Below are 22,025 nucleotides of genomic sequence, written 5' to 3'. Positions count from 1 at the left end.
TGTTGAGGCCCCGCTCCCCGCGCTCCCCGCCGCGGCGGCGCCGCGCCGCGCGGTGCGGGGGGGGCCCCCCCGGCCCCCCCCCCTTCCGGGCTTTCCCCGGGTGACCGGCGGCCTGCGGCCGCCCGGGGCGCGCCTGCGAGCGCCGGGGCCTGGCCGGGCCCGCCGCGAACCGCGGCTCGGCCGGGGCGCCCGCCGTCAGGCGGGGTCCGGGGCGAAGCGGACCCGGCCGCCGATCTCCACCGTGCCGTCCGGGCCGGGGGCGGTCAGGATCTGGGAGCCCGCGCCCTGGGTGATGTTCAGGGCCCGGTTCAGCTCGGCCGTCAGCAGGATCGCCGCCGAGCCGGTGGCCTCGTCCTCGGTGATCGCCCCGTCGGGGCGGCGCGGGAAGCCTCGGGCCCGGATGCGGCCCGCGGTCTCGTCCTCCCAGGCCCAGGCGTACAGCCAGCCCTCGCCCGGCGGCGGCGCGGGCAGCGCGTCGACCTCGGCGACGCTGGCGTACTGCTCGGTGCGCTTGCCCTCCACCCACTCCGGGCGGGCGGTGATCCAGGTGAACTCCCCGTCGTCGCGCGCCCATACGGCGCCCGCCGGGGGCTGGAGCTCCTCGATGTCGAGCAGCCACGCGACCCCGACCAGCGGGTGCCCCGCGAAGGACATCCGGGTGCCGGGGGTGCGGATGTCGACGACCCCGCGCTCGGGGTCGTCGACGAACACCGTCTCGCTGTAGCCCAGTTCGGCGGCCAGCGCCTGCCGGGACACGTCGTCGGGGCAGGTCCGGCCGTCGCGCACGACGCCGAGCAGGTTGCCGTGGCTGCCGTCACCGGCGCAGAAGACCCTCAGTACGTCCAGATCGTTCACGCCGGAATTCAAGCACGTCTCACTTCTCGGACGTACGCCGCCTGCGCGCGATGTGCACCGCACCCGCACCGGCGGCGACGATGGCGCCGGAGGCGCCGAGCAGCGCGCCGGCCGGACTGTTCCTGGCGCCCGGCAGCGCGCTCGCCGGAGCCGTGGCGCTGGTCGCCGGGGACCTGGCCGCGCGGACCCTCGCCCAGCCCGCCGAGCTGCCGCTCGGCGTGCCGACCGCCCTGCTCGGCAGTCCTTTCTTCTTCTGGCTGCTGCGCCGCACCCGCCGCAAGCGCGGCGCGCCCGGGGCCGGGCGGGCGGTCCGGATCGACGGGCGCCCGGTGGGCGACTGGTCGACCCCCGAGCCGGCCCTGCGCCGGGCGGTGCTCCCCCAATCGGCTGCACTGTCCTTTCCTTTTCCGGTGGAGGACGTCGTACGGATGGGACGCGCCCCCTGGGCGGGCACCGGACGGACACCGGGCCGAGGGCCCCGGAGGAGATCGTTCCGCGGTACGGAACGGTCGCTTCGGCTTGACCTCTGCTTGACCCCTCCTTGGGGTATCCGTGGGGTGCCCGTGACGGCGGCGTGTCCGGCGCCGAAAGGTGTGGGCTGAATCACTGGACGCACGGGTATAGGTCAGGTAAGCCTCGGTTAAGTTAGGTCCGCCTCACCGGCCGTACCCACCTGATCGGGGCGGTCGTCTGCCGAACGCCAGACTGCCAGGAGCTCCCTATGCGTCCCGCCCGCCTCACCTTCGTCACCGCGGCCGCCGTCGTGGCCGCCCTCACCGCGGTCACCGGCTGCTCCGAGAAGAGTGACGCGTCCGGCGACGGCGTGATCCGCGTGAAGGCCACGGACACCTCCTGCGAGGTCGCGACGAAGGAGTTCCCCGCGGGCAAGGTGCAGTTCGAGGTCGTGAACAAGGGCGAGAAGGTCACCGAGCTCTACGTCCTGTTCCCGGACGACCGCATCGTCGCCGAGCGCGAGAACATCGGCCCCGGCACCCAGGCCACCATCACCGCCGAGCTCAAGGCGGGCGACTACGAGATCGCCTGCAAGCCCGGCATGAAGGGTGACGGCATCCGCCAGCAGGTCAAGGCCACCGGCGCGGGCGGCACCGAGAAGCGCAGCCCCGAGGCCGATGCGGCCGTCGCCGCGTACCGCAAGTACGTGAAGGAGCAGGCCGACGAGACCCTCCCCAAGGCCCAGGCCTTCGTGGACGCGGTCAAGGCCGGCGACGTCGAGGCCGCGAAGAAGGCGTACGCCCCCTCGCGCATCGGCTGGGAGCGCACCGAGCCGGTCGCCGAGTCCTTCGGCGACATCGACCCGAAGGTCGACGTCCGCGAGGACGGCCTGGAGGCCGGCCAGGAGTGGACCGGCTGGCACAAGCTGGAGAAGTCCCTCTTCGAGGGCAACAAGATCGACGACTCGGACAAGAAGCTCGCCGACACCCTGATCGCGGACCTCACCGACTGGCAGAAGAAGGTCGGCGAGGCGGAGATCACCCCCACCTCGATGGCCAACGGCGCCAAGGAGCTCCTCGACGAGGTCGCCACCGGCAAGGTGACGGGTGAGGAAGAGCGCTACAGCCACACCGACCTGGTCGACTTCAAGGCCAACGTCGAGGGCGCGGAGAAGGCGTACGAGCTGCTCAAGCCGATCACCTCGAAGACGGACCCCGCGCTCACCGCCGAGCTGGACAAGCAGTTCGCCGCGATGACCAACCTGCTGGAGAAGTACCGCCCGAACAAGGCCGCGTACGAGTTCACCTCGTACGACAAGGTCGGCGAGGCCGAGCGCAAGGAGCTCTCCGACGGTGTCAACGCGCTGGCCGAGCCGCTGTCGAAGCTGGCCGCAGCGGTCGCGAAGTAGTTCCGGGAACGGCTGAGCAGGCGGGAGATCCAGAAATGAGCGAGTCAGTGTCCGAACAGGAACCCGGTCAGGGCCAGGACCCGGCGCCGGAGCAGGTCAAGGGCGCGCCCTCGCGCCGTGCCGTACTCGGCTGGGGCGGTGCGGGCCTGGCGCTCGGCGCCGCCGCGGCCGGCGGCACCGCCATGGCCCTCACCTCGGGCTCGGACATGGTCTCGGCGGCCTCCGCCGGGGCGGCCGTGCCGTTCCACGGCGAGCACCAGGCCGGTATCGCCAGCGCCGTCCAGGACCGGCTGCACTTCGCGGCCTTCGACGTGAAGACGAAGGACCGCGCCGAGCTGATCAAGCTCCTCAAGGACTGGACCGAGGCGGCCCGTCTGATGACGGCCGGTCAGCCGGTCGGCGAGGGCGGCTACGGCGGCCTCCCGGAGGCCCCGCCGGACGACACGGGCGAGGCGCTGGGCCTGAAGGCCTCCCGCCTCACCCTGACCATCGGTTTCGGTCCCGGTCTGTTCGCCAAGGGCCGCTTCGGGCTGGAGGGCAAGCGCCCCGACGCCCTGATCGACCTGGAGCTCTTCCCCGGCGACAACCTCGACGCGGCCCGCTCCGGCGGCGACCTGTGCGTCCAGGCCTGCGCCGACGACCCGCAGGTGGCGGTGCACGCCATCCGTCAGCTCGCCCGCATCGGCTTCGGCAAGGTCGTGGTGCGCTGGTCGCAGCTCGGCTTCGGCAAGACCTCGTCGACGACCCCGGACGAGCAGACCCCGCGCAACATGATGGGCTTCAAGGACGGCACCCGGAACATCGCGGGCACCGACAAGGCCGCCCTGGAGAAGCACGTGTGGGTCGGCGCGGGCGACGGCAGCGACTGGCTGACCGGCGGCTCGTACCTCGTCGCCCGGCGCATCCGGATGAACATCGAGACCTGGGACCGCACTCCGCTCGGCGAGCAGGAGGACATCTTCGGCCGCGACAAGGGCGAGGGTGCCCCCGTCGGCAAGTCCAAGGAGCGCGACGAGCCGTTCCTGAAGGCGATGAAGCCCGAGGCGCACGTCCGTCTCGCCCACCCGGACAGCAACGACGGCGCGACGATCCTGCGCCGCGGCTACTCCTTCACGGACGGCACGGACGGACTGGGCCGCCTCGACGCGGGTCTGTTCTTCCTCGCCTACCAGCGCGACGTCCGCAAGGGCTTCGTACCGATCCAGCGGAAGCTGGCGAAGTCCGACGTCCTCAACGAATACATCCAGCACGTGGGTTCGGCCGTCTTCGCCGTCCCGCCGGGCGTCCGCGACAAGGACGACTGGTGGGGCCGGACGCTGTTCGCGTAGGGGACGGAGAACCGAAGTGTTCAGCAACTACCTGATCGGGCTGCGCGAGGGGCTGGAAGCCAGCCTCGTCGTCTGCATCCTCATCGCGTACCTGGTGAAGACCGGGAACAAGGACAAGCTGGGGCCGCTGTGGCTGGGCGTCGGTCTGGCCGCCGCGGTGGCGCTGGCCTTCGGCGCCGGGCTCGAGTTCGGCACGCAGGAACTGACCTTCAAGGCGCAGGAGGCCATCGGCGGCACCCTGTCGATCGTGGCGGTCGGCCTGGTCACCTGGATGGTCTTCTGGATGAAGCGCACCGCGCGGCACCTGAAGGCCGAGCTCCAGGGCAAGCTCGACGCGGCGCTCGCGATGGGCACCGGAGCCCTGGTGGCGACGGCGTTCCTGGCCGTCGGCCGGGAGGGCCTGGAGACCTCGCTGTTCGTGTGGCGTTCGGTGCACGCGGCCGGTGAGGGCGCCGGCCCGCTGATCGGCGTACTGCTCGGCATCGGCTCGTCGATCCTGCTGGGCTGGCTGTTCTACCGGGGCGCGCTGAAGATCAACCTGTCGAAGTTCTTCACCTGGACCGGCGGCATGCTGGTCGTGGTCGCCGCGGGCGTGCTCGCGTACGGCGTGCACGACCTCCAGGAGGCGGACTTCCTGCCGGGGCTGGCGAACAAGGCCTTCGACATCAGCGAGACCATCCCGCCGGACAGCTGGTACGGGACCCTGCTGAAGGGCACCTTCAACTTCCAGCCGGACCCGACCGTGCTGCAGGTCGTGGTCTGGGCGCTGTACCTGATCCCGGTGCTGGTGCTGTTCCTGGCCCCGTCGCTGGTCAAGCGGACCCCGGTGGAGCCGAAGAAGCCGGAGCCCAGCAACTCCTGACCCACCGCGGCCGGCTCACCAGAGGCGGTCGACCGTCCCGGGGTACAGCGGGACACGGATGCCGGTGAAGGCCGCGCGGACCTCGTCCGCGCGGCCTTCGTCGTTCGCGGGGCCTTCTTCCTCGGAGGCGGCGCCCTCGAAGAACGCCGCGAGCACGGTCTTGTCGAAGGCCGGGGCGTCCGTGGCCAGGGGGTCCTCGGGGGTGCCGCCGACCAGGACCGTGCCGGGGAGGGCCTCGAAGCCGGCGGCCCCGTAGAACGCGACCAGCTCCCGGTCGCAGCTGAACAGCGCGAGGTCCACCGCCGGATCGGCGGCGAGCGAGGCGCGGGCCGCCGCCACCAGCCGGGACCCGTACCCGCGGCCCCGTACGTCCTCCCGCGTGACCACGCCGCTCAGCCCGGCCGCGCGGTACGCGCGCCCGTCCGCGAGCTCGACCGTCTTGTACAGCAGCGCCAGCGAGGCGGCGACCCGCCCGTCCCCGTCGAGCAGCAGCACCCAGCGCGGGGCGAGCGCCGGATCGTGCCCGGCGGCCGCCCCCGGCCACGCCCGCTCCTCCAGGGCCGCCACCTGCGCGGCGAGCCCGGCGGGCAGGGAACCGTACTCCTCGGTGCGCATTACGGGATCCGGGTGCCCGTGCCGCCCACCCGGACCCGGGTGTCGCCGGAGCGCAGCTCCACCGTCAGCACGCCGGGGCGGCCCATGTCCTCGCCCTGGTGGAGGGTGAGGACGGAGTCGGCCGGGACCAGGCCGAGCTCGCGCGCGTACGCCCCGAAGGCGGCCGCCGCCGCGCCGGTAGCCGGGTCCTCGACGACGCCGCCGACGGGGAAGGGGTCGCGTACGTGGAACTCCGCCGGACCCGCCCGGTGGACGAGCTGCACGGTGGTGAGGTCGAGGCGCAGCATCAGCGCCTCCAGCCGGTCGAAGTCGTACGCGAGGTCCGCGAGCCGGGCCCGGGTGGCGGCGCCGAGCACCAGGTGACGGGCTCCGGCGAAGGCGATCCGCGCCGGGAACTCCGGGTCCAGGTCGTCGGCGCGCCAGTCGAGGGCGGCCAGCGCCTCGGCGAGGTCGGCCGGGTCGATGGACTCGGTGTGCGGCTCGACGCTGGTCAGGACGGCCCGCAGGCCGGCCCCGTCTCCCGCCTCGCGGGTCACCGACACCGGCACCGTGCCCACGCCGGTCGCGAAGAGCAGCTCACCGGGGCCGATCCGCTCGCCCAGCGCGACGGCGGTGGCCACGGTGGCGTGCCCGCAGAAGGGGACCTCCGCCTTCGGGCTGAAGTAGCGCACGGAGAACGCCCGGCCTTCCGCGCCGCCCAGGCCCTCGGGCGGGGCGGTGAGGAAGGCCGTCTCGCTGTAGCCCAGTCCGGCGGCGATCTCCAGCATGGCGGCCGCGTCGAGGCCGGCCGCGTCGAGTACGACACCGGCGGGGTTGCCGCCTTCGGGGTCGGCGGAGAAGGCGGTGTAGCGCAGTACTTCAGTCGTCATGATCGGCTCAACTCCGGTTCCCCGGAGATCATTCCCGGTCCCGGAGCGGTCAGCCGCGTCCGATGTACGGCATCGCGGTCGCCATCACCGTCGCGAACTGGACGTTCGCCCCCAGCGGCAGCTCCGCCATGTGCAGCACGGTCCGCGCCACGTCCGCGGCGTCCATCACCGGCTCCACGGCGAGCTCCCCGTTGGCCTGCATGATCCCGGTCTGCATCCGCTCGGTCATCTCGGTGGCCGCGTTGCCGATGTCGATCTGGCCGCAGGCGATCCGGTACGGGCGCCCGTCCAGCGACAGCGACTTCGTCAGGCCGGTCATGGCGTGCTTGGTCGCGGTGTAGGCGATCGAGTTCGGACGCGGCACGTGCGCCGAGATCGACCCGTTGTTGATGATGCGGCCGCCCTGCGGGTCCTGGGCCTTCATCACCCGGAAGGCCGCCTGCGCGCAGAGGAACGCCCCGGTGAGGTTGACGTCGACCACCGAGCGCCAGGCCTCGTAGGTGATGTCCTCCAGCGGGACGCCGCCCGGGCCGAAGGTGCCCGCGTTGTTGAAGAGCAGGTCGAGCCGCCCGTAGCGCTCGCGCACGGTCCGGAACAGTGCGGCCACGTCCTGCGGATCGCTCACGTCGGCGCGCACGCACAGCACGTCGGCGTCCTTGTCCGCGGCCTCGGCCGCCCGGGCGGTCTCCTGCAGCGGTTCGAGGCGGCGGCCGGCCACGGCCACCGACCATCCGGCGGCGGCGAGGGCGAGGGCCACGGAGCGGCCGATTCCCGAGCCGGCTCCGGTCACGACGGCGATCTTCTGTACACGTGCGTTCATGGGGCCGCAGGTTACGTCACATGCGGCATCGGTCCCGGGACGTTCCGATTGCTGAGAGCATGGGTCGGCAGGGGTGCGAAGAAATGATGACAGGACTGGAGTTTCCGCATGCCGGAGAGAGGCCCCGCGACCGCGCCCTCAAGGGACTCGTCGCCCACGAACCCCTCCCCCACCAGCACCGCCCCCCTGACGGCCGCCCGCAGGACCGGGCTGCTCGTCACCTTCATCCTCGGCGGGCTCACCGCGCTCCCGCCGCTGTCCATGGACATGTACCTGCCGGCCCTGCCGGCGGTGACCAATGCCCTGAACAGCCCCGCCTCCACCATCCAGCTCACCCTCACCGCCTGCCTCGCCGGCATGGCGCTCGGCCAGCTGGTCATCGGCCCGATGAGCGACAAGTGGGGCCGCCGCAGGCCCCTGCTCATCGGCATGGTCGTCTACGTCCTGGCCACCGCCACCTGCGCCTTCGCCCCCACCGCCGAGCTGCTGATCGGCTTCCGCCTGCTCCAGGGCCTGGCCGGCGCGGCCGCGATCGTCATCGCGCGGGCCGTCGTCCGCGACCTGTACGACGGGGTCGAGATGGCCCGGTTCTTCTCCACCCTGATGCTCATATCCGGTGTGGCCCCGATCATCGCCCCGCTCGTCGGCGGCCAGGTGCTGCGCTTCGCCGACTGGCGGGGCGTCTTCGTCGTCCTGACCGTCATCGGCGCCGTCCTCACCCTCACCGTCTGGCGGAAGCTCGACGAGACGCTGCCGCCCGAACGCCGCCAGACCGGCGGGGTCGGCGCCGCGCTGTCGACCATGCGCGGGCTCTTCGCCGACCGCGTGTTCACCGGCTACACACTGGCCGGCGGCTTCTCCTTCGCGGTGCTCTTCTCCTACATATCCGCCTCGCCCTTCGTGGTGCAGGAGATCTACGGTGCTTCGCCCCAGACCTTCAGCCTGCTGTTCGGCGTGAACTCCGTCGGCCTGATCGCGGTCGGCCAGGTCAACGGCAAGCTGCTGGTGGGCCGGGTCAGCCTGGACAAGGTCCTCGCGGCCGGGCTCGCGATCATCACCGCCGCCTCGGTGGCCCTGCTGCTCATGTCGGCCGGGGTCTTCGGCGAGGTCGGGCTCTTCCCCGTCTGCGCGGGCCTCTTCGTCCTGATGTCCGCGATGGGCACAGTCCTGCCCAACACCAACGCGCAGGCCCTGATGCGGGCCCCGCACGCGGCCGGCTCGGCCTCCGCGCTGCTGGGCACCTCCTCCTTCCTGGTCGGCGCCGTCGCCTCGCCGCTGGTCGGAATCGCCGGCGAGGACACCGCGGTCCCGATGGCCCTGGTCCAGCTGACGTGCTCCCTCCTGGCAGTCGCCTGCTTCCTGGCCCTGTGCCGCCCCTGGCGACCGCAGGGCCAATCCAGCCCCGCCGGCGATTGAGGCGCGGGGGTCCGGGGGCTGGGCCACCGGCCCCCCGCGCCGCGCCGTAAACTTCGCGGGTGAACGACACCGCCCCCGCCTCCGTGCCCACCACCGCCGAAACCCTGCGCGCAGCGCTCGGCGGGCTGCTCGAAGGGCTCACCCAGAAGCAGGCCACGGCCGCGGTGGAACGGCTGATCGCCAACTACCGCGGGCAGACCCCGACCAACACCCCGATCCTCCGGGACCGCTCGGACGTGGCGGCGTACGCGGCGTACCGGATGCCCGCCACCTTCGAGGCCGTACGCTCCGCCCTCGACGGCCTCGCCGAAGCCGCGCCGCACTGGTCCCCGGCCTCGCACGTGGACGTCGGCGGCGGCACCGGCGCCGCGGCCTGGGCCGTGGACGCCATCTGGGACGGCCCGCGCACGACCACGGTGCTGGACTGGGCCGACCCGGCCCTGGTGCTGGGCAAGGAGCTGGCGGCGGCCTCCACCTCGCCGGTGCTGCGCGCCGCCGAGTGGCGGCGGGCGGTCATCGGCGCCGGGATGACCGTCCCGGAGGCGGACCTCGTGACGGTGTCGTACGTCCTGGGCGAACTGACTCCGGAGTCCCGCCGGGCGGTCGTCGCCGAGGCCGCGCGGGCCGGCCAGGCCGTCGTGGTGATCGAGCCCGGCACCCCGGAGGGCTACCTGCGCATCCGCGAGACCCGCGACCAGCTGATCGAGGCCGGACTGCGGGTCGCCGCGCCCTGCCCGCACGACGGGACCTGCCCGATCGAGGTCGGGAAGGACTGGTGCCACTTCTCGGCGCGGGTCAGCCGCTCCTCCCTGCACCGGCAGGTCAAGGGCGGCTCGCTCCCGTACGAGGACGAGAAGTTCAGCTACGTCGCCGCGACCCGTTTCCCGGTGGAGCCGGCCGCCTCGCGGATCACGCGGAGGCCGCAGATCCGCAAGGGGCTGGTCCAGCTGGAACTGTGCGGGCCCCAGGACGGCGAAGGGACCGGCCTGACCCGGGTCAACGTGACCAAGCGCCACGGCGACCTCTACAAGGCGGCGCGCGACGCCGATTGGGGCCAGGCCTGGCCGCCTTCGCAGGAGTCCTGAATCGGGTACGCGGCCCGGAGCGGGCCGCGGCCGGTGACGGAGCCGCGGCAGCGGCCGTGCCCGCGCCCGCGCCTAGGCCCTGAGCTCCTGGGTGCAGCACTTCACGCTGCCGCCGCCCTTGAGCAGCTCCCCCAGGTCCATCGGGACCGGCTCGAAGCCCCGCGCCCGCAGGGGGTCGAGGAGTCCGGTGGCGGCCTGCGGGAGCAGCACGTGCCGGCCGTCCGACACGGCGTTGAGCCCCAGCGCCTCGGCGTCCCGGTCCTCCGCGATCAGCGCGTCCGGGAAGAGCCGCCGCAGTACCGCCCGGCTGCCCGCGGAGAAGGCGGGCGGGTAGTACATGATCTCGTCGCCGTCGAGCACGCACAGCGCCGTGTCCAGGTGGTAGAAGCGCGGGTCGACCAGGTCCAGGCCGATGACCGGCCGGCCGAAGAACTCCTGGGCCTCGTCGTGCGAGAGCGGGCTGGAGCGGAAGCCCCGGCCGGCCAGGATGTAGGTCGCGGTGACGGCGAAGTCGCCCTCGCCCTCGTTGACGTGGGACGGGTCGTGGACGTCCTGGAAGCCGTTGGCCCGGAACCAGTCCAGGTGGATCTCCGCCTCCGGGGCCCGCTCCGGATAGGCGAACCGCGCGCCCAGCACGCGGCCGTCCACGACGAGGGCGCCGTTGGCCGCGAAGACCATGTCGGGCAGCGCGCGGTCGGGGACGAGGGTCTCGACGGTGTGGCCGAGTGCCAGGTAGCGGTCCCGCAGGTCCTCCCACTGGGCCTGCGCGAGCGGCAGGTCCACCGGTTTCGCGGGATCCATCCACGGGTTGATGGAGTACGTGACCTTGAAGTGCGTGGGCGGGCACATCAGGTAGCGCCGGGGTGTGGCGTCTCTACGCAACGAGGGCTCCTCACGGTGATGAGGAGAGAATCGTCTCTCCTCAAGGGAGACGGCGCAGTGAACTGATCGGGTGGTTTCCGGAACGGCTGAAAGACGTGCGGTGCCGGGTTGATAAGTTGCCGAGATGAGCGCCAGTCCGCAGCCCAGCCCCTCCCCCCGGCTCCCCGACGCCACGCGCCGCAGCGACCGCTCCCGGCGGGCCATCCTCGACGCCGCGCTCGCCCTGGTCGGAGAGGTCGGCTACAACAAGCTGACCATCGAGGCCATCGCCGCCCGCGCGGGGGTCGGCAAGCAGACCATCTACCGCTGGTGGCCCTCGAAGGCGGCGGTGCTGCTGGACGCCTCGATGGCGCTGGCCGGGGACGCCGAGGCAGGCTCCGGCTGGAGCGGCTTCCCCGACACCGGGGACCTGGCCGCCGACCTGAAGTCCGTACTGCGGGCGACGGTGGACGAGTTCAACGACGAGAGGTACGAGGCCCCCGCGCGGGCCCTGACCGCGGCCGGCGCCACCGACCCCGAGCTCGGCGCCCGCTTCACCGAGGAACTGCTGGAACCCCAGCTCGCGCTGTACGAGCAGCGGTTGCGGGCGGCCCGCGAGGCCGGCCAGCTCCCGCCGGACGCGGACCTGCGGCTGATCGTGGAGATGCTGGTGGGGCCGCTGACGTACCGGTGGCTGATGCGCACGGCGCCGCTCACGCACGCATATACGGACGCCCTCGTGGACTCGGTGCTGGGCGGGGTCGGCCCGGGAGCGTGATCGGGGCCAGGACCCGACCCGCCCGGGGCCCGGACCAGGGCGGATCCGGTCCGGAACCGGGTCGGCAAGGGGTGGGAAAAGTCATGGCCGTTCGGTGGCCGAGAACATATGGCCGAATTCTGTGGTTATGTGGGAGTCCCGGTCCGGGGGGTGCGGTCACTTGGTGACCGGGATGGTGGGACCATGTGAGGGTCTGCCGGGGTAACGGTGTAGGTGAGGGGATAGATGGGGTCTGAGTCGGGCCGCGTCAAACGCGGCGAGCAGAGCAGGATTTCCCAGTGGCTGCGCCGCAAGCCGAAACCCGACGCCGAGGATCCCGCACGAGAACGCGAGGCCCTGCTGCTGGCCGTCGCCGCGGCCGGTCTGCCGATCTCCCCCGCCGCGCATCCCGCGGGCTACCGGTGTTCGTGCGACCGGATCGGCTGTCCGACGCCCGCACGGCACCCGCTCTCCTTCGCCTGGCAGACCCAGTCGACCACCGACCGCGCACAGATCGAGCGCTGGGCGCGCAACCAGCCCGCGGCCAACTTCATCACCGCGACCGGCATGGTCCACGACGTACTGGACGTCCCCCTCGAGGCCGGCCGCAGCGCGCTGGAGCGCCTGCTGGCGGCGGGCGTGGACGTCGGCCCCGTCGCGGAGTCGGGCGGCACGGGCGACCAGGCCCGGATGCTCTTCTTCACGGCGACCCGCGGTACGCCCGAGGACGAGGACGAGTGGTGGCCCTGCGAACTGGACTGCCACCCCGAGACGATGGACGAACACCCCGGGCTGCGCTGGCACTGCCGCGGCAGCTACGTGCTGGTTCCGCCGGCCACCCTGCCCGGCGACCTGGCGGTGAGCTGGCTGCGGGGCATGGAGCACCCGCTCCCGGACCCGCTCACGCTGCTCGAAACCCTCACGGACGCGTGCGCGACGTACGCGGGCGCCGCGGACCAGACCCCGGCGACGGTGGCCTGGCCCCTGGGCCGCTAGGGCCTGCCCCCTCCCCCGGTTCCGCGCCTACACCGTCTCCTTCGACTCCTGACGGGCTCGCGGCGCGGAACCGAGGAGGACCGGTTCGGCGCCCTCGTGCGCGCCGGCCCCCCGGCCGAGCCGCAGGGCGAGCAGGGTTCCCGCTCCGCCGGCCGCCAGGATCGCGGCGGCCGCGGCCAGCGTCGTCCCGTCCGGTGAGGTGAGCGGCTGGCCGCGCAGCGCCTGCCAGGTCAGCAGGGCCAGTACCGCCCCGTACACCGCGCCGCCCACCAGGACCAGGCGCAGGCGGACCCGCTCCTCGCGCAGCGCGGCGAACCGCGTCGCGAGGGCGGCCAGGACCAGGAGGAACAGCGGCAGCAGCTGGAGCGCGTGCATCCCCACGAAGTGCGGGATCCGCAGGTCGCCTCCGGTGGTGGACCAGCCGGTGAGCGGCATGCCGGGGCCTCCGTCGGGCACCCCCACCGCGTGCCCGCCCTGGATCGGGGCGTTGTCGTCACCGGCCGCGAGCTGCGCTTCCGTGGGCCGGGTCATCAGGAACCCGAGCCCGGCACCGACCAGCGCGAGGACCGCGGCGATCCGGATCGACCAGGTCGTCGCCCGGTCGGCGATCTTCGCCCGGAACAGCAGTACGGCGATCACCAGCGCGGCCAGCCACAGGATCACGACGAACACGGCCATGGCGTTGAACAGCTGGGCGTCGAAGGGGGTGGCGCGGTTGAAGTGGCTCTGCCGGCCCCGGAACGCCTGCCACGTGATGAGCACCATCTCCACACCACCGGCGACCCCCACCACCGTGCCCGCCCACCACGCGGGCCGGGCCAGCCGGGGCCGGGCCCGTTCCAGCAGCGAGATCATCCAGGCCAGGCTCAGCGTGTAACCGATGAACGAGACGGCGAACTTGAAGGGTTTGATCCAGATCGGGACGCCCAGCAGGGTCCGGTCGTCGACGAGGAGACCGACGGCGGAGCCGGCCGCCCATAAGACCATCGCGGCGGCGAACACCACCAGCGGTCGGTGCCAGGTACGCGGGAACACGAACTGCATCTCTCCACCCCCAGAGAAGAATGGATAGCGGCACTCTCCGCTATCCGGTAGTGCCACTATCTATGATGGGTGCGGCACACGCAAGGGACCCAGGAACGGACGGACGCGAGCATGCGCATCGGAGAGCTGAGCGCACGGACCGGGGTACCGGTACCGACGATCAAGTACTACGTACGGGAGGGACTGCTCCCGCCCGGCCTGCTCAGCAGCCCCAACCAGGCGCGTTACGACGAGGCGCACGAGCGCCGGCTGCGGTTGATCCGCGGACTCCTGGAGGTGGGCAAGCTCCCCCTCGCGGCCATCGGCGAGGTCCTGCGCGCCATCGACGACAAGGAGCGCTCGGTCCACAAGATGCTCGCCTCGGTGTCGGACGCGCTGGTGCCCGGGCACGGCGGGGAGCCCGACGCCGAGACCGAGCTCGCGCGGGCGAAGGTGGCCGGGATCGTCGAGCGGCGCGGCTGGCACGCGGGCGCGCGCTCCCCGGCGGGCGAGGCGCTGGCCGCCGCGCTGGCCGCGCTGGAGCGGGCCGGCCACGGCGCCTTCGCGGAGGTCCTCGACGCGTACGCGGAGGCCGCCGAACTGGTGGCCCGCGCGGACCTGGACTACACGACCCGCGAGGTGGCCCGGGAGGACCTGGTCGAATCGGCGGCGGTCGGCACGGTCCTGGGCGACACGATGTTCGCGGCACTGCGCAGGCTGGCGCAGCAGGACGCTTCCTACCGCCTGTACGGAGACCCGCGCCAGGACTGACCGCGTCCGCCCGGGCCGGCGAACGGCCCGGGCGAAATGCGGATCAGCGGGTCAGCGGGTCAGCGGGTCAGCGGGTCAGTGGATCTGGGTCACGACCACGTCGAGGGACCAGGCCTTGGCCGGCTTCGCCGGGGTCTCGGCCTCCACCGTGAAGCCCAGGTCGCGCAGGGCCGTGACCAGCTCGGACGGGGAGGCGGGAACCGCGCCCGCCGTCAGCAGGTCGCGGACCAGGCGGCCCTTGGTGGCCTTGTTGAAGTGGCTCACCACGGACCGCTTCTCCACGCCGTCCACCATCTGCGAGTGCAGCACCCGCACCGTGGCCGTACGCCCCGCCACCTCGCCCTTCGGCTTCCACGCCGAGGCGTAGGCCGAGGAGCGCAGGTCCAGCACCAGGCCCTCGCCCGCGGCCTCCGGCATCACCGCGGCCATCGGTTCGCGCCAGAACGCGCCCAGTGCCCCCAGCCCCGGCAGCTTCACGCCCATCGAGCACCGGTAGGAGGGGATGCGGTCCGTGACCCGGACCGCTCCCCACAGGCCGGAGAAGACCAGCAGGGATTCGGCGGCGAGGGCGGCCGCCGCCGGGGGCAGGGTCGCCAGGCCCAGCGCGTCGTACAGGACACCGGTGTAGATCTCACCCGCCGGCCGGGCCACCGCGGACCGCAGCTCCACGTTCTTGGCCACCTCGCCGCGCAGGCCCTCGCTCAGGCCCAGGACCTCGCGCGCCTTCAGCTCGTCGCCCGCACACAGTTCGACCAGCTCCTCCAGCACGGCCGCACGCGCATCGCGCAGCCCCGGCAGGGACAGCGACTGCGGCTCCAGCGGTGCGCCGGAGCCGCCGGCGGCCTTTCCTTCGGACGGCGGCAGCAGCACGAGCACGGTGGTTCTCCTTCGGACGGGCATGGCACAGCGGCGGGGGTGCGGCCCCCGCCCAGGGTAGACGGCTCGCCGTGCCGCCCGGGCCCACCGGCCATAGGCTCGGCACATGCCACGCCGTCACATGATCATGACCGGCGCAGACGGGGCTGCTCTGCGGGCCGCGCTGCGTGAACTGCGGACGAAGCTGGAGGTGCCCCGGGAGTTCCCGGCGCCCGTACTCGCCGAGGCCGAGCGGGCGGTCGCCGATCCGCGGCTGCCGGACCTCGATGCCACCGACATCCCCCTCTTCACCATCGATCCGCCGACCTCGCGCGACCTGGACCAGGCCATGCACCTGGCGAAGCGTTCCTCCGGCGGCTACCGGGTGCACTACGCCATCGCCGACGTCGCCGCCTACGTCACCCCCGGCGGCGCGCTGGACGCCGAGGCGCACCGGCGGGTCACCACCCTCTACTTCCCCGACGAGAAGGTCCCGCTGCACCCGGCCGTGCTCTCGGAGGGCGCGGCCAGCCTGCTGCCCGACCAGACCTGCCCGGCCCTGCTGTGGCGGCTCGACCTGGACGCGGAGGGGCGCGTCGAGAAGACCGACGTCCGCCGCGCGCTGGTGCGCAGCCGGGCCAAGCTCGACTACGACGGGGTCCAGAAGGCCATCGACGGCGGCACCGCCGAGGAGCCGCTGGCGCTGCTCGCGGACATCGGCCGGCTGCGCGAGGCGCTGGAAGTGGAGCGCGGCGGGATCTCGCTGAACGTGCCCGAGCAGGAGATCGTGGAGCACGAGGGCTCGTACAGCCTGGTCTACCGGGCGCCGCTGCCGGCCGACGGCTGGAACGCGCAGATCTCCCTGATGACGGGCATGGCCGCCGCCGGGCTGATGCTCGCCGCGGGGACCGGCATCCTGCGCACCCTGCCCAGCGCTCCCGACGGGGCGGTCGGGCGGCTGCGCCGGGCGGCGAAGGCCCTGCGCATCGAGTGGCCGCACCACGTCCCGTACGCGGAGCTCGTGCGCTCCCTCGATCCGCACGTCCCCGCCCACGCGGCGTTCCTGCAGGAGTGCACGTCCCTGCTGCGGGGCGCCGGCTACACGGTCTTCACCGGCGGCGCGGAACCGGACCCCCTCCTGCACGCGGCGGTCGCGGCCCCGTACACGCACTGCACCGCCCCGCTGCGCCGGCTCGTCGACCGGTACACGGGCGAGCTGTGCGTGGCGGCGGCCGCGGGGGCCGAACCCCCTCGGTGGGCGCTGGAGGCGCTGGACGCGCTGCCGAAGGAGATGGCGGACGGCACCCGGCTGGCCAACTCGGCGGAGCGGGAGGCCGTGGACCTGGTGGAGGCGGCGCTGCTCAAGGACCACGTCGGGGAGACCTACGAGGCGACGGTCATCGACGTCAAGGAACGGGAGCCGCTGGTCGGCACGGTCCACCTGGAGGACCCGGCGGTGGTCGGCCGCGTCGAGGCCCCGGCCGGCGGGAGCCTGCCGCTGGGCGACCGGATCAGGGTCCGGCTGACGCAAGCGGACCCGGGGACCTCGAAGGTGCTCTTCGCCCCGGTCTGAGCGGTCTCGGCTCGACGCACGACGGCGCGGCCGGTCCCCCGCTGGTGCGGGTGGACCGGCCGCGTGCGCGTCGAGCCGTTCGCGATCAGGAGGTGACGTTCCAGCTGAGGGTGCCGCTCCAGCCGAGCCTGACCTCGCTGAGGTCGGCGGCGGCGGCCAGGCAGAAGACCGTGCCCGACTTGAAGTTGGAGCCGATCAGGTGGCGCCGCCCGTCCCCGACCTCCACGCCCGAGCCGTGCACGGAGCGGTTGTCGCACTTGTACCACATGACCTTCATGGCCACGCCCGGCGTGTTGCTGACCTGGAGGTACACGTTGGAGCCGTTCACCGTGACCGTGCGGCCGGTGCCGTAGTACGTGTAGCTGCCGCCGACCTGACCGGAGACGTTCGAGGAGGACGCGTACGCCGGTCCGGAGGCGAGGGCGAGCGCGCCGGCCAGGGCGGCGCCGGTGACGAGGACCTTGCTCTTCGTGCCGTGGAGGATCCGCATGGTCGTGGGCTTCTTCCTGTGCGTGGAGGGGTGGGGGGTGGAACGGAGTCAGACCTGGCAGGTCGGCGAGTCGGTGATGCGGAGCTTGTCGACGGTGCCCATGGGCCCCAGGAGGGCGTGCCCTCCGGGCCGCAGGCAGTACGTGTGCCCGTCGGTGAAGTGCAGGAGGGCCCCGTCGTCGTTGCGGTGGTTGTCCGCGTACTCGGCCCCGCGGCTGCGGGTGAGGGTCTGCCAGCCGGACGTGACGTCCTTGAAGCGGCCGGCCTCGCTCTCGCCGATGTAGAAGCAGACGTACGGGTACCCGCAGTCGGTGGCCGCGGTCGTGGCGGGCGCGGCCGCCGCCGGCCCGGCGAGGGCCGCGGCGGCCCCCGCCAGGAGCGCGGCGGCCACCAGGGCCCGCGGTCCGCGCCGGATGTTCTTCATGTCGCCCTTCCCGCTCAGCAGTTGGCGGAGGAGGTCAGGCGCACCTTGTCGACGGTCCCGATGCTCTTGAGGCCCTCGTTGAGCTGGCCCGCCTTGAGGCAGAGGGTCCGGCCGTTGGTGAAGTGCAGGAGCGTGCCGCCGCTGTGGCGGGTGCTCCAGGCCTTGTCGGCGCCCTTGCTGCCGACGAGCGTCTGGTAGCCGGAGGTGACGTCGTGGAACTCGCCGGTCCAGGTCGAGTAGCCCTTGTAGAAGCAGACGGCGTTGTCGCCGCAGCCCAGTCCGTCGGCCTGCGCCGCCGGGGCGACGACCAGGCCGGCTCCGGCGATGGCCAGGGCGCCGAGCACGACGGACAGCTTCTTGTGCGAGGAGAGCTTCATGAGGTTCCGTTCCTTCCGGTGATCAGGCGCTGGCGGCGCTGGTGCAGGCGGAGGAACCGCCGCAGTAGGTGATGTCGAAGTGGTTGCTCTCGCGGGCGTAGACGTTGCCCGCCGAGGAGCGCCAGCGCTCCGCACCGTCGCTGCGGGTGGAGATCTTCGTGAAGCTGTTCTTGATGTAGTTCGTGATGCAGGTGGTCGGGTTGATGTCCGCCTTGTAGCCGTTGTAGTGGCTGTAGGTGCCCGACGCGTGGCCGACCTCGGTGCCGCCGGTGACGTTGATCGCGCAGCCGCTGGCGCTCTTGAGGGTCTTCAGCCCGTCGACCGTGGCCTGGTTGATCTGCTCGTACGAGGTGCAGGTGCTGTTCGAGCGGGTGGTGCAGCCGCCGCTGGAGGAGTGCGTGATCCCGACGGCGCCGAGGGCGGAGGCCGCGGCGGACTGGGAGAGCTTGGAGACGGCGAAGGCGTTGGTGGGCAGGGCCATGACGACCGCGGCGGCGATGGTTCCGGCGGTGAGGGTGGCGCGGCGCAGGTTGGTGCGCATGGTGGTGTCCTTCCTTGTCGTGATAAAGCGGGTGGGTGTGGGCACAGGGGTGCCCGGATGGATTGCGTCGAGGGGGGTGGTGCGGGCGTGGGTCGGCGGGGGGCGGGCCGGTCCTAGTACCAGTGCGGCGAACGGGCCTTCCAGGTGTCGTAGGCCTTGCACGGGGTGCCGTACCGCTCGTCGATGTACTTCAGGCCCCACTTGATCTGGGTGACCGGGTTGTTGGCCCAGTCCCCGCCGCTGACGGCCATCTTGTTGCCGGGCAGCGACTGCGGGATCCCGTACGCCCCGCTGCTGGGGTTGGTGGCGTACACCTTCCAGTCGCTCTCGCCGATCCACAGGCTCTTCAGGCAGCCGAACTGCGCGGACACGGACCAGCCGTGCGCGGCGAACTGGCTCTGTGCGACCTGGTAGAGGGTGCGCGGGACGCCCATGTCCGACATCGTGGCCGGGCCGGCTATCCCGTCGGCGCCCTGCCCGTGCGCGCTCTGCCAGCGCTTGACCGCCGACTTGGTGCCGTCGCCGTACAGGCCGTCCGCGGCGACTCCGGCCTTGCGCTGGACCGCCTCGACCTGCCGGTGCAGGGCGAGCTCGCTGCGGTCCCCGTAAGCGCCGTCCTCGGCGAGGCCGTTGTCCTGCTGGAACTCCTTGAGCGCGGCCCGGGTGCCGGGGCCGTCGACTCCGTCGACACCGCTGGAGGCGAGGTATCCGAGGCCGGCCAGGTTCGTCTGCTCCCAGCGCACCGAGTCCACGGCGTGCGCCTGGGTGGTGCCCAGTGCCGGGACGAGCAGGGCGGCGCCGAGCAGTGCGGCGGCCGCGGCGGGAAGCCGGAGCCGGGACGCGGCGCGGGTGGCGCGGGTGGCGGGAGCGGCGGGGGCGGGGGCGGCGCTCACTGCGTTGCCTTTCACGGTGGTGTCTCCAAATCGGGCGTGCCGAAGGGGTAGGTGGCGTCGAGGGGGATCTCCCGCGCCGTCCAGCCGGACAGCATCGGGGAGGTGGCGATGGCGCGCCGCACCCCGTGCAGCGCCGCCGTGCGGGCCGCTTCGGTGGATTCGGCGAGGAAGTAGAGGACCAGATCGGCCCGTCCGTCCCGGGTCATCACCGTCAAGTGCTGGGTCCGGTCGTCCGGTTCGGCGCAGGCCCACAGCACATCGGAGAGCAGGTTCGGGTCGAGGCGTTGGCGCGGAGCCTGCGGACTTGCCGTCAGTTCGACCGCCGCCATCTCGAGGTACAAGGGGCGTCAGTCCCAGATGAGGCCGAAGAAGGCGAAGAACATGGCGGGCCACTCCCTTTCTTTCCGGTCCGTCTCGGCTGGTTCGTCTTGCTTTCGGCCGGTGTTCCCGGCCGCAGCAGAAGCATCGCCGCCGGGCGGTACCCCCCGGAAGGTGTTCCGGGTGAGAGCAAGTGGTCCTGAACGCTTGGTGTCACGGCGCGGATTGCTCTGGCCAGCGCACCCCGGGGCCTGCCATCATCGGCCGACCGCGCGGTACGACCGCCGCGCAACAGCAGGGGGAGGGCCCGCGGATGGGGTCCACAGACGTCGTCGACGCACAGGGGAAGGCCGCTCCCGGGCCGGACGCCCGCTCGGCACGCCGCCGGCGTCCGGCCGCTCCACTGCGGCCGCTCATCGTCAACTACACGGGGTTCCACACCGAGTTCACCGCACCGAGGCGGCGCCTGGAGCTGCCCACGGGGTACGTGACGCTGGTCTTCACCTTCTCCGAAGGCCTGTGGGTGACGCGTACGGAGGAACTCGGCAAGGGCCTGCTGCGGCCCGCCTCCCGGGCCATGATCAGCGGCCCCCGCACGGTCCCGGCGATCGGGGTGCACGCGGGCGTCGTCCACGGGCTGGAGGTGAACATGAGCCCGCTGGGCTGCTACCGGCTCTTCGGCGTCCCGATGTGGCACTTCGAGGACGCCCACGTGGACCTGGCGGAAGTGCTCGGCCCCGGCGGCCGGTTCCTGACCGAACGGCTCCAGGCGCTCGGCTCGTGGACGGAGCGCTTCGCCCTGCTGGACGAGGTGTTCTGCGCACGCCTGGAGTGCGGCCCGGAGCCCGCGCCCGAACTCCGCGGCGCGCTCTCCCGCCTGTGGGCGGACAGCCGCTCGCTGACCCGGGTGAGCGACGGGACCGGGTGGAGCGCGCGCACCCTGCGGGCGCGGTTCCGCGAACAGGTGGGCCTGTCCCCCAAGGCCGTGGCCCGGGTGTTCCGGCTCCAGCACGCGCTGGGGCTGCTGGCGGCGGGGACGGCGGCCGCGCAGGTGGCGGCGGTGTGCGGCTACCACGACCAGGCACACCTGAGCCGCGAGGTGAAGGCGATGACCGGGCTGCCCCCGTCCCGGTTCGTCCGCCTCCGGGGCGGCCTGGCACCGGGCTCGGCACTGGACCGGATGCCGGGCCGAGTCAGCAGCGTGCTGCTGTCGGGCTGAGCCCCGCGCAACCGCGTACGGCCCGCCCGTGGCGGTCGCATGCCGATTTTGACAAGACAGGGACGCACCGGCTTGTCACGCTCGGCGCACGGCTCCTCGTCCCCCACGGAGGATCATCTTGTTCGCCACACTCGGGCTCGATCCGGCCACCGAAGCCGTCTACCGCCTCATGGCCACCCGCCCCGAGGGCTGGGGCATCGAGCAGATCGCCGCGCACCTCGGGAGCACCGAGACCGACGTGCGGGAGGCCCTGGACCAGCTCGCCGAGGCCTCGTTGCTGCGCCGGTCGCGGGCCGTCCCCGGCACCTGGCGGGCGGTCAGCCCGGAGCTCGGGATGCAGCTGATGCTCCGCCGCCACCAGGAGGAACTCGACCGGCGGCAGCGGGAGATCGCCGAGAGCCACGAGACGGTCTCCCGGATGATCTCCGACCTGCGCCAGGGGCCGAATCCGGCCACCGGCCCGGCCGGGGACGGCGGCGGCGAACGGCTGATCGGCATCGACGCCGTCCAGGCCCGCCTCGAACTCATCGCGGACCAGGCCGAGTCGGAGATCTGCACGTTCATGCCGGGCGGCGGTCAGTCCGCCGCCGCCATCGAGGCGGCCCGGGAGAACGACAGCCAGTTATTGACGCGCGGCGTCGGCGTCCGCACGGTCTGTCTGGACAGCGTCCGCGGCAATCCGCCGACCCTGGATTACGCCCGCTGGCTCACCGACAACGGCGGCGGCGTACGGACCGTTCCCACGCTCCCGCTGCGCATGATCCTGGTCGACCGGGCCCACGCCCTGGTGCCGCTGAACCCGGCCGACACCCGCGCGGGCGCCGTCGTCCTGCGCCTGCCCGGCGCGGTCGCGGCGCTGACCGCGCTCTTCGAGCAGGTCTGGGAGGCCTCGCTGCCCCTGGGCTGCGACCGGCCGCGCGACGAGGGCACCGGACTGACCCCGCCCGAGCGGGAATTGCTCCGGCTGCTGAGCCAGGGCATGACCGACGAGGCGGCCGGCCACCAGCTGGGGGTCTCGCTGAGCACGGTCCGCCGGTCCATGGCGGCCCTGATGGAACGGCTCGGCGCGCGCAGCCGCTTCGAGGCGGGCCTGCGCGCGGCCCAGCGCGGGTGGCTCTGACCGGACCGCCACCGGAGGCAGAAGCGGCACGGAGCCAGGGGGGCAGGGGGGCAGGGGGACAAGGGCAGCACTGCGGCAGCCCGTCACGGGGGTGCGG

At 72.9% G+C, this 22,025-nt stretch carries 24 protein-coding genes and 2 pseudogenes; 13 read left to right on the top strand and 13 right to left on the bottom strand.

The window, feature by feature from the left end; genetic code table 11:
* Positions 1-195: 195 nt before the first annotated feature.
* A complete protein-coding gene (locus tag ACWGDE_RS18865; protein ID WP_453390127.1) occupies positions 196-855 on the bottom strand; it encodes a PhzF family phenazine biosynthesis protein in 660 nt (219 codons plus the stop codon).
* Between the two features lie 113 nt (positions 856-968).
* On the opposite strand from ACWGDE_RS18865, the pseudogene ACWGDE_RS18860 reads away from it, so the two are divergent.
* The 5 genes and pseudogenes from ACWGDE_RS18860 to efeU all read left to right on the top strand — a co-directional run.
* A pseudogene (locus ACWGDE_RS18860) lies at positions 969-1,142 on the top strand (iron chelate uptake ABC transporter family permease subunit); the annotation flags it as partial.
* A gap of 18 nt (positions 1,143-1,160) precedes the next feature.
* Positions 1,161-1,316 (top strand): annotated as a pseudogene (locus tag ACWGDE_RS18855) (hemin ABC transporter ATP-binding protein); the annotation flags it as partial.
* A 260-nt stretch (positions 1,317-1,576) separates the two neighbouring features.
* Positions 1,577-2,716, top strand: coding sequence for an iron uptake system protein EfeO (efeO, locus tag ACWGDE_RS18850; RefSeq protein ID WP_453390126.1), 1,140 nt, complete (start codon positions 1,577-1,579; stop codon positions 2,714-2,716).
* Between the two features lie 35 nt (positions 2,717-2,751).
* On the top strand, positions 2,752-4,044 hold the full coding sequence (efeB, locus tag ACWGDE_RS18845; protein ID WP_453390125.1) for an iron uptake transporter deferrochelatase/peroxidase subunit: 1,293 nt from the start codon (positions 2,752-2,754) through the stop codon (positions 4,042-4,044).
* A 16-nt stretch (positions 4,045-4,060) separates the two neighbouring features.
* Positions 4,061-4,906 (top strand): iron uptake transporter permease EfeU, encoded by an 846-nt coding sequence (efeU, locus tag ACWGDE_RS18840; RefSeq protein WP_453390124.1) that lies wholly within the window; start codon positions 4,061-4,063, stop codon positions 4,904-4,906.
* Between the two features lie 15 nt (positions 4,907-4,921).
* Here efeU and ACWGDE_RS18835 read toward each other — a convergent pair whose 3' ends face one another.
* The 3 genes from ACWGDE_RS18835 to ACWGDE_RS18825 are packed head-to-tail and all read right to left on the bottom strand — an operon-like array spanning position 4,922 to position 7,210.
* Complete coding sequence (locus tag ACWGDE_RS18835) at positions 4,922-5,521, bottom strand: GNAT family N-acetyltransferase (RefSeq protein ID WP_453390123.1); 600 nt, start codon at positions 5,519-5,521, stop codon at positions 4,922-4,924.
* Positions 5,521-6,390, bottom strand: coding sequence for a PhzF family phenazine biosynthesis protein (locus ACWGDE_RS18830; RefSeq protein WP_453390122.1), 870 nt, complete (start codon positions 6,388-6,390; stop codon positions 5,521-5,523). The genes ACWGDE_RS18835 and ACWGDE_RS18830 overlap by 1 nt, the downstream gene beginning before the upstream one ends.
* A 49-nt stretch (positions 6,391-6,439) precedes the next feature.
* The gene (locus ACWGDE_RS18825) at positions 6,440-7,210 is read right to left on the bottom strand and encodes an SDR family oxidoreductase (protein WP_453390121.1); all 771 of its coding nucleotides are present in this window, start codon (positions 7,208-7,210) and stop codon (positions 6,440-6,442) included.
* Positions 7,211-7,318: 108 nt separating this feature from the next.
* Between ACWGDE_RS18825 and ACWGDE_RS18820 the strand changes: the two genes are divergently transcribed.
* Complete coding sequence (locus ACWGDE_RS18820; protein ID WP_453390120.1) at positions 7,319-8,626, top strand: Bcr/CflA family multidrug efflux MFS transporter; 1,308 nt, start codon at positions 7,319-7,321, stop codon at positions 8,624-8,626.
* A gap of 59 nt (positions 8,627-8,685) precedes the next feature.
* A complete protein-coding gene (locus ACWGDE_RS18815; RefSeq protein ID WP_453390119.1) occupies positions 8,686-9,711 on the top strand; it encodes a small ribosomal subunit Rsm22 family protein in 1,026 nt (341 codons plus the stop codon).
* A 72-nt stretch (positions 9,712-9,783) separates the two neighbouring features.
* On the opposite strand, the gene ddaH is transcribed toward ACWGDE_RS18815, so the two are convergent.
* Entirely contained in the window at positions 9,784-10,797 is a 1,014-nt protein-coding gene (gene ddaH / locus ACWGDE_RS18810) for a dimethylargininase (protein WP_453390118.1), read from the bottom strand.
* On the opposite strand from ddaH, the gene ACWGDE_RS18805 reads away from it, so the two are divergent.
* Both ACWGDE_RS18805 and ACWGDE_RS18800 read left to right on the top strand, forming a co-directional pair.
* Entirely contained in the window at positions 10,718-11,350 is a 633-nt protein-coding gene (locus ACWGDE_RS18805) for a TetR/AcrR family transcriptional regulator (protein ID WP_453390117.1), read from the top strand. The genes ddaH and ACWGDE_RS18805 overlap by 80 nt on opposite strands.
* A 225-nt stretch (positions 11,351-11,575) precedes the next feature.
* Positions 11,576-12,325 (top strand): bifunctional DNA primase/polymerase, encoded by a 750-nt coding sequence (locus tag ACWGDE_RS18800; protein WP_453390116.1) that lies wholly within the window; start codon positions 11,576-11,578, stop codon positions 12,323-12,325.
* Positions 12,326-12,352: 27 nt separating this feature from the next.
* Here the strand turns inward: ACWGDE_RS18800 and ACWGDE_RS18795 are convergent, their stop codons facing one another.
* Positions 12,353-13,369 carry a hypothetical protein gene (locus tag ACWGDE_RS18795; protein WP_453390115.1) on the bottom strand — a complete coding sequence of 339 codons (1,017 nt, stop codon included), beginning with the start codon at positions 13,367-13,369 and terminating at the stop codon, positions 12,353-12,355.
* Between the two features lie 111 nt (positions 13,370-13,480).
* Here ACWGDE_RS18795 and ACWGDE_RS18790 point away from each other — a divergent pair, with 111 nt between their 5' ends.
* Positions 13,481-14,119, top strand: coding sequence for a MerR family transcriptional regulator (locus tag ACWGDE_RS18790; protein ID WP_453390114.1), 639 nt, complete (start codon positions 13,481-13,483; stop codon positions 14,117-14,119).
* Positions 14,120-14,194: 75 nt separating this feature from the next.
* On the opposite strand, the gene yaaA is transcribed toward ACWGDE_RS18790, so the two are convergent.
* Complete coding sequence (yaaA, locus tag ACWGDE_RS18785; RefSeq protein ID WP_453390113.1) at positions 14,195-14,995, bottom strand: peroxide stress protein YaaA; 801 nt, start codon at positions 14,993-14,995, stop codon at positions 14,195-14,197.
* 106 nt (positions 14,996-15,101) lie between these two features.
* On the opposite strand from yaaA, the gene ACWGDE_RS18780 reads away from it, so the two are divergent.
* Positions 15,102-16,547 carry an RNB domain-containing ribonuclease gene (locus tag ACWGDE_RS18780; RefSeq protein WP_453390112.1) on the top strand — a complete coding sequence of 482 codons (1,446 nt, stop codon included), beginning with the start codon at positions 15,102-15,104 and terminating at the stop codon, positions 16,545-16,547.
* Between the two features lie 85 nt (positions 16,548-16,632).
* Here ACWGDE_RS18780 and ACWGDE_RS18775 read toward each other — a convergent pair whose 3' ends face one another.
* The 6 genes from ACWGDE_RS18775 to ACWGDE_RS18750 all read right to left on the bottom strand — a co-directional run bounded on the left by ACWGDE_RS18775 (position 16,633) and on the right by ACWGDE_RS18750 (position 19,612).
* Positions 16,633-17,037 carry a hypothetical protein gene (locus ACWGDE_RS18775; protein ID WP_453390111.1) on the bottom strand — a complete coding sequence of 135 codons (405 nt, stop codon included), beginning with the start codon at positions 17,035-17,037 and terminating at the stop codon, positions 16,633-16,635.
* Between the two features lie 48 nt (positions 17,038-17,085).
* Complete coding sequence (locus ACWGDE_RS18770; protein WP_453390110.1) at positions 17,086-17,460, bottom strand: hypothetical protein; 375 nt, start codon at positions 17,458-17,460, stop codon at positions 17,086-17,088.
* A 14-nt stretch (positions 17,461-17,474) separates the two neighbouring features.
* Positions 17,475-17,837: a hypothetical protein gene (locus ACWGDE_RS18765; protein ID WP_453390109.1), complete on the bottom strand. Its 363-nt coding sequence runs from the start codon at positions 17,835-17,837 to the stop codon at positions 17,475-17,477.
* A 22-nt stretch (positions 17,838-17,859) separates the two neighbouring features.
* Positions 17,860-18,378 carry a hypothetical protein gene (locus tag ACWGDE_RS18760; protein WP_453390108.1) on the bottom strand — a complete coding sequence of 173 codons (519 nt, stop codon included), beginning with the start codon at positions 18,376-18,378 and terminating at the stop codon, positions 17,860-17,862.
* A gap of 113 nt (positions 18,379-18,491) precedes the next feature.
* Complete coding sequence (locus tag ACWGDE_RS18755) at positions 18,492-19,286, bottom strand: peptidoglycan-binding domain-containing protein (RefSeq protein WP_453390107.1); 795 nt, start codon at positions 19,284-19,286, stop codon at positions 18,492-18,494.
* Positions 19,283-19,612, bottom strand: a complete 330-nt coding sequence (locus tag ACWGDE_RS18750; RefSeq protein ID WP_453390106.1) for a hypothetical protein — start codon at positions 19,610-19,612, stop codon at positions 19,283-19,285. Before ACWGDE_RS18750 ends, ACWGDE_RS18755 begins: the two co-directional genes overlap by 4 nt.
* A 290-nt stretch (positions 19,613-19,902) precedes the next feature.
* On the opposite strand from ACWGDE_RS18750, the gene ACWGDE_RS18745 reads away from it, so the two are divergent.
* Together ACWGDE_RS18745 and ACWGDE_RS18740 are read left to right on the top strand one after the other, a co-directional pair.
* The gene (locus ACWGDE_RS18745; RefSeq protein WP_453390105.1) at positions 19,903-20,808 is read left to right on the top strand and encodes a helix-turn-helix domain-containing protein; all 906 of its coding nucleotides are present in this window, start codon (positions 19,903-19,905) and stop codon (positions 20,806-20,808) included.
* Between the two features lie 118 nt (positions 20,809-20,926).
* A complete protein-coding gene (locus ACWGDE_RS18740) occupies positions 20,927-21,928 on the top strand; it encodes a helix-turn-helix transcriptional regulator (RefSeq protein ID WP_453390104.1) in 1,002 nt (333 codons plus the stop codon).
* Positions 21,929-22,025: the final 97 nt, after the last annotated feature.

The organism is Streptomyces sp. NPDC054956 (assembly GCF_053609185.1).
The sequence above is the reverse complement of the archived record's forward strand: the minus strand, read 5'-3'. Positions and strand labels throughout refer to the sequence as shown.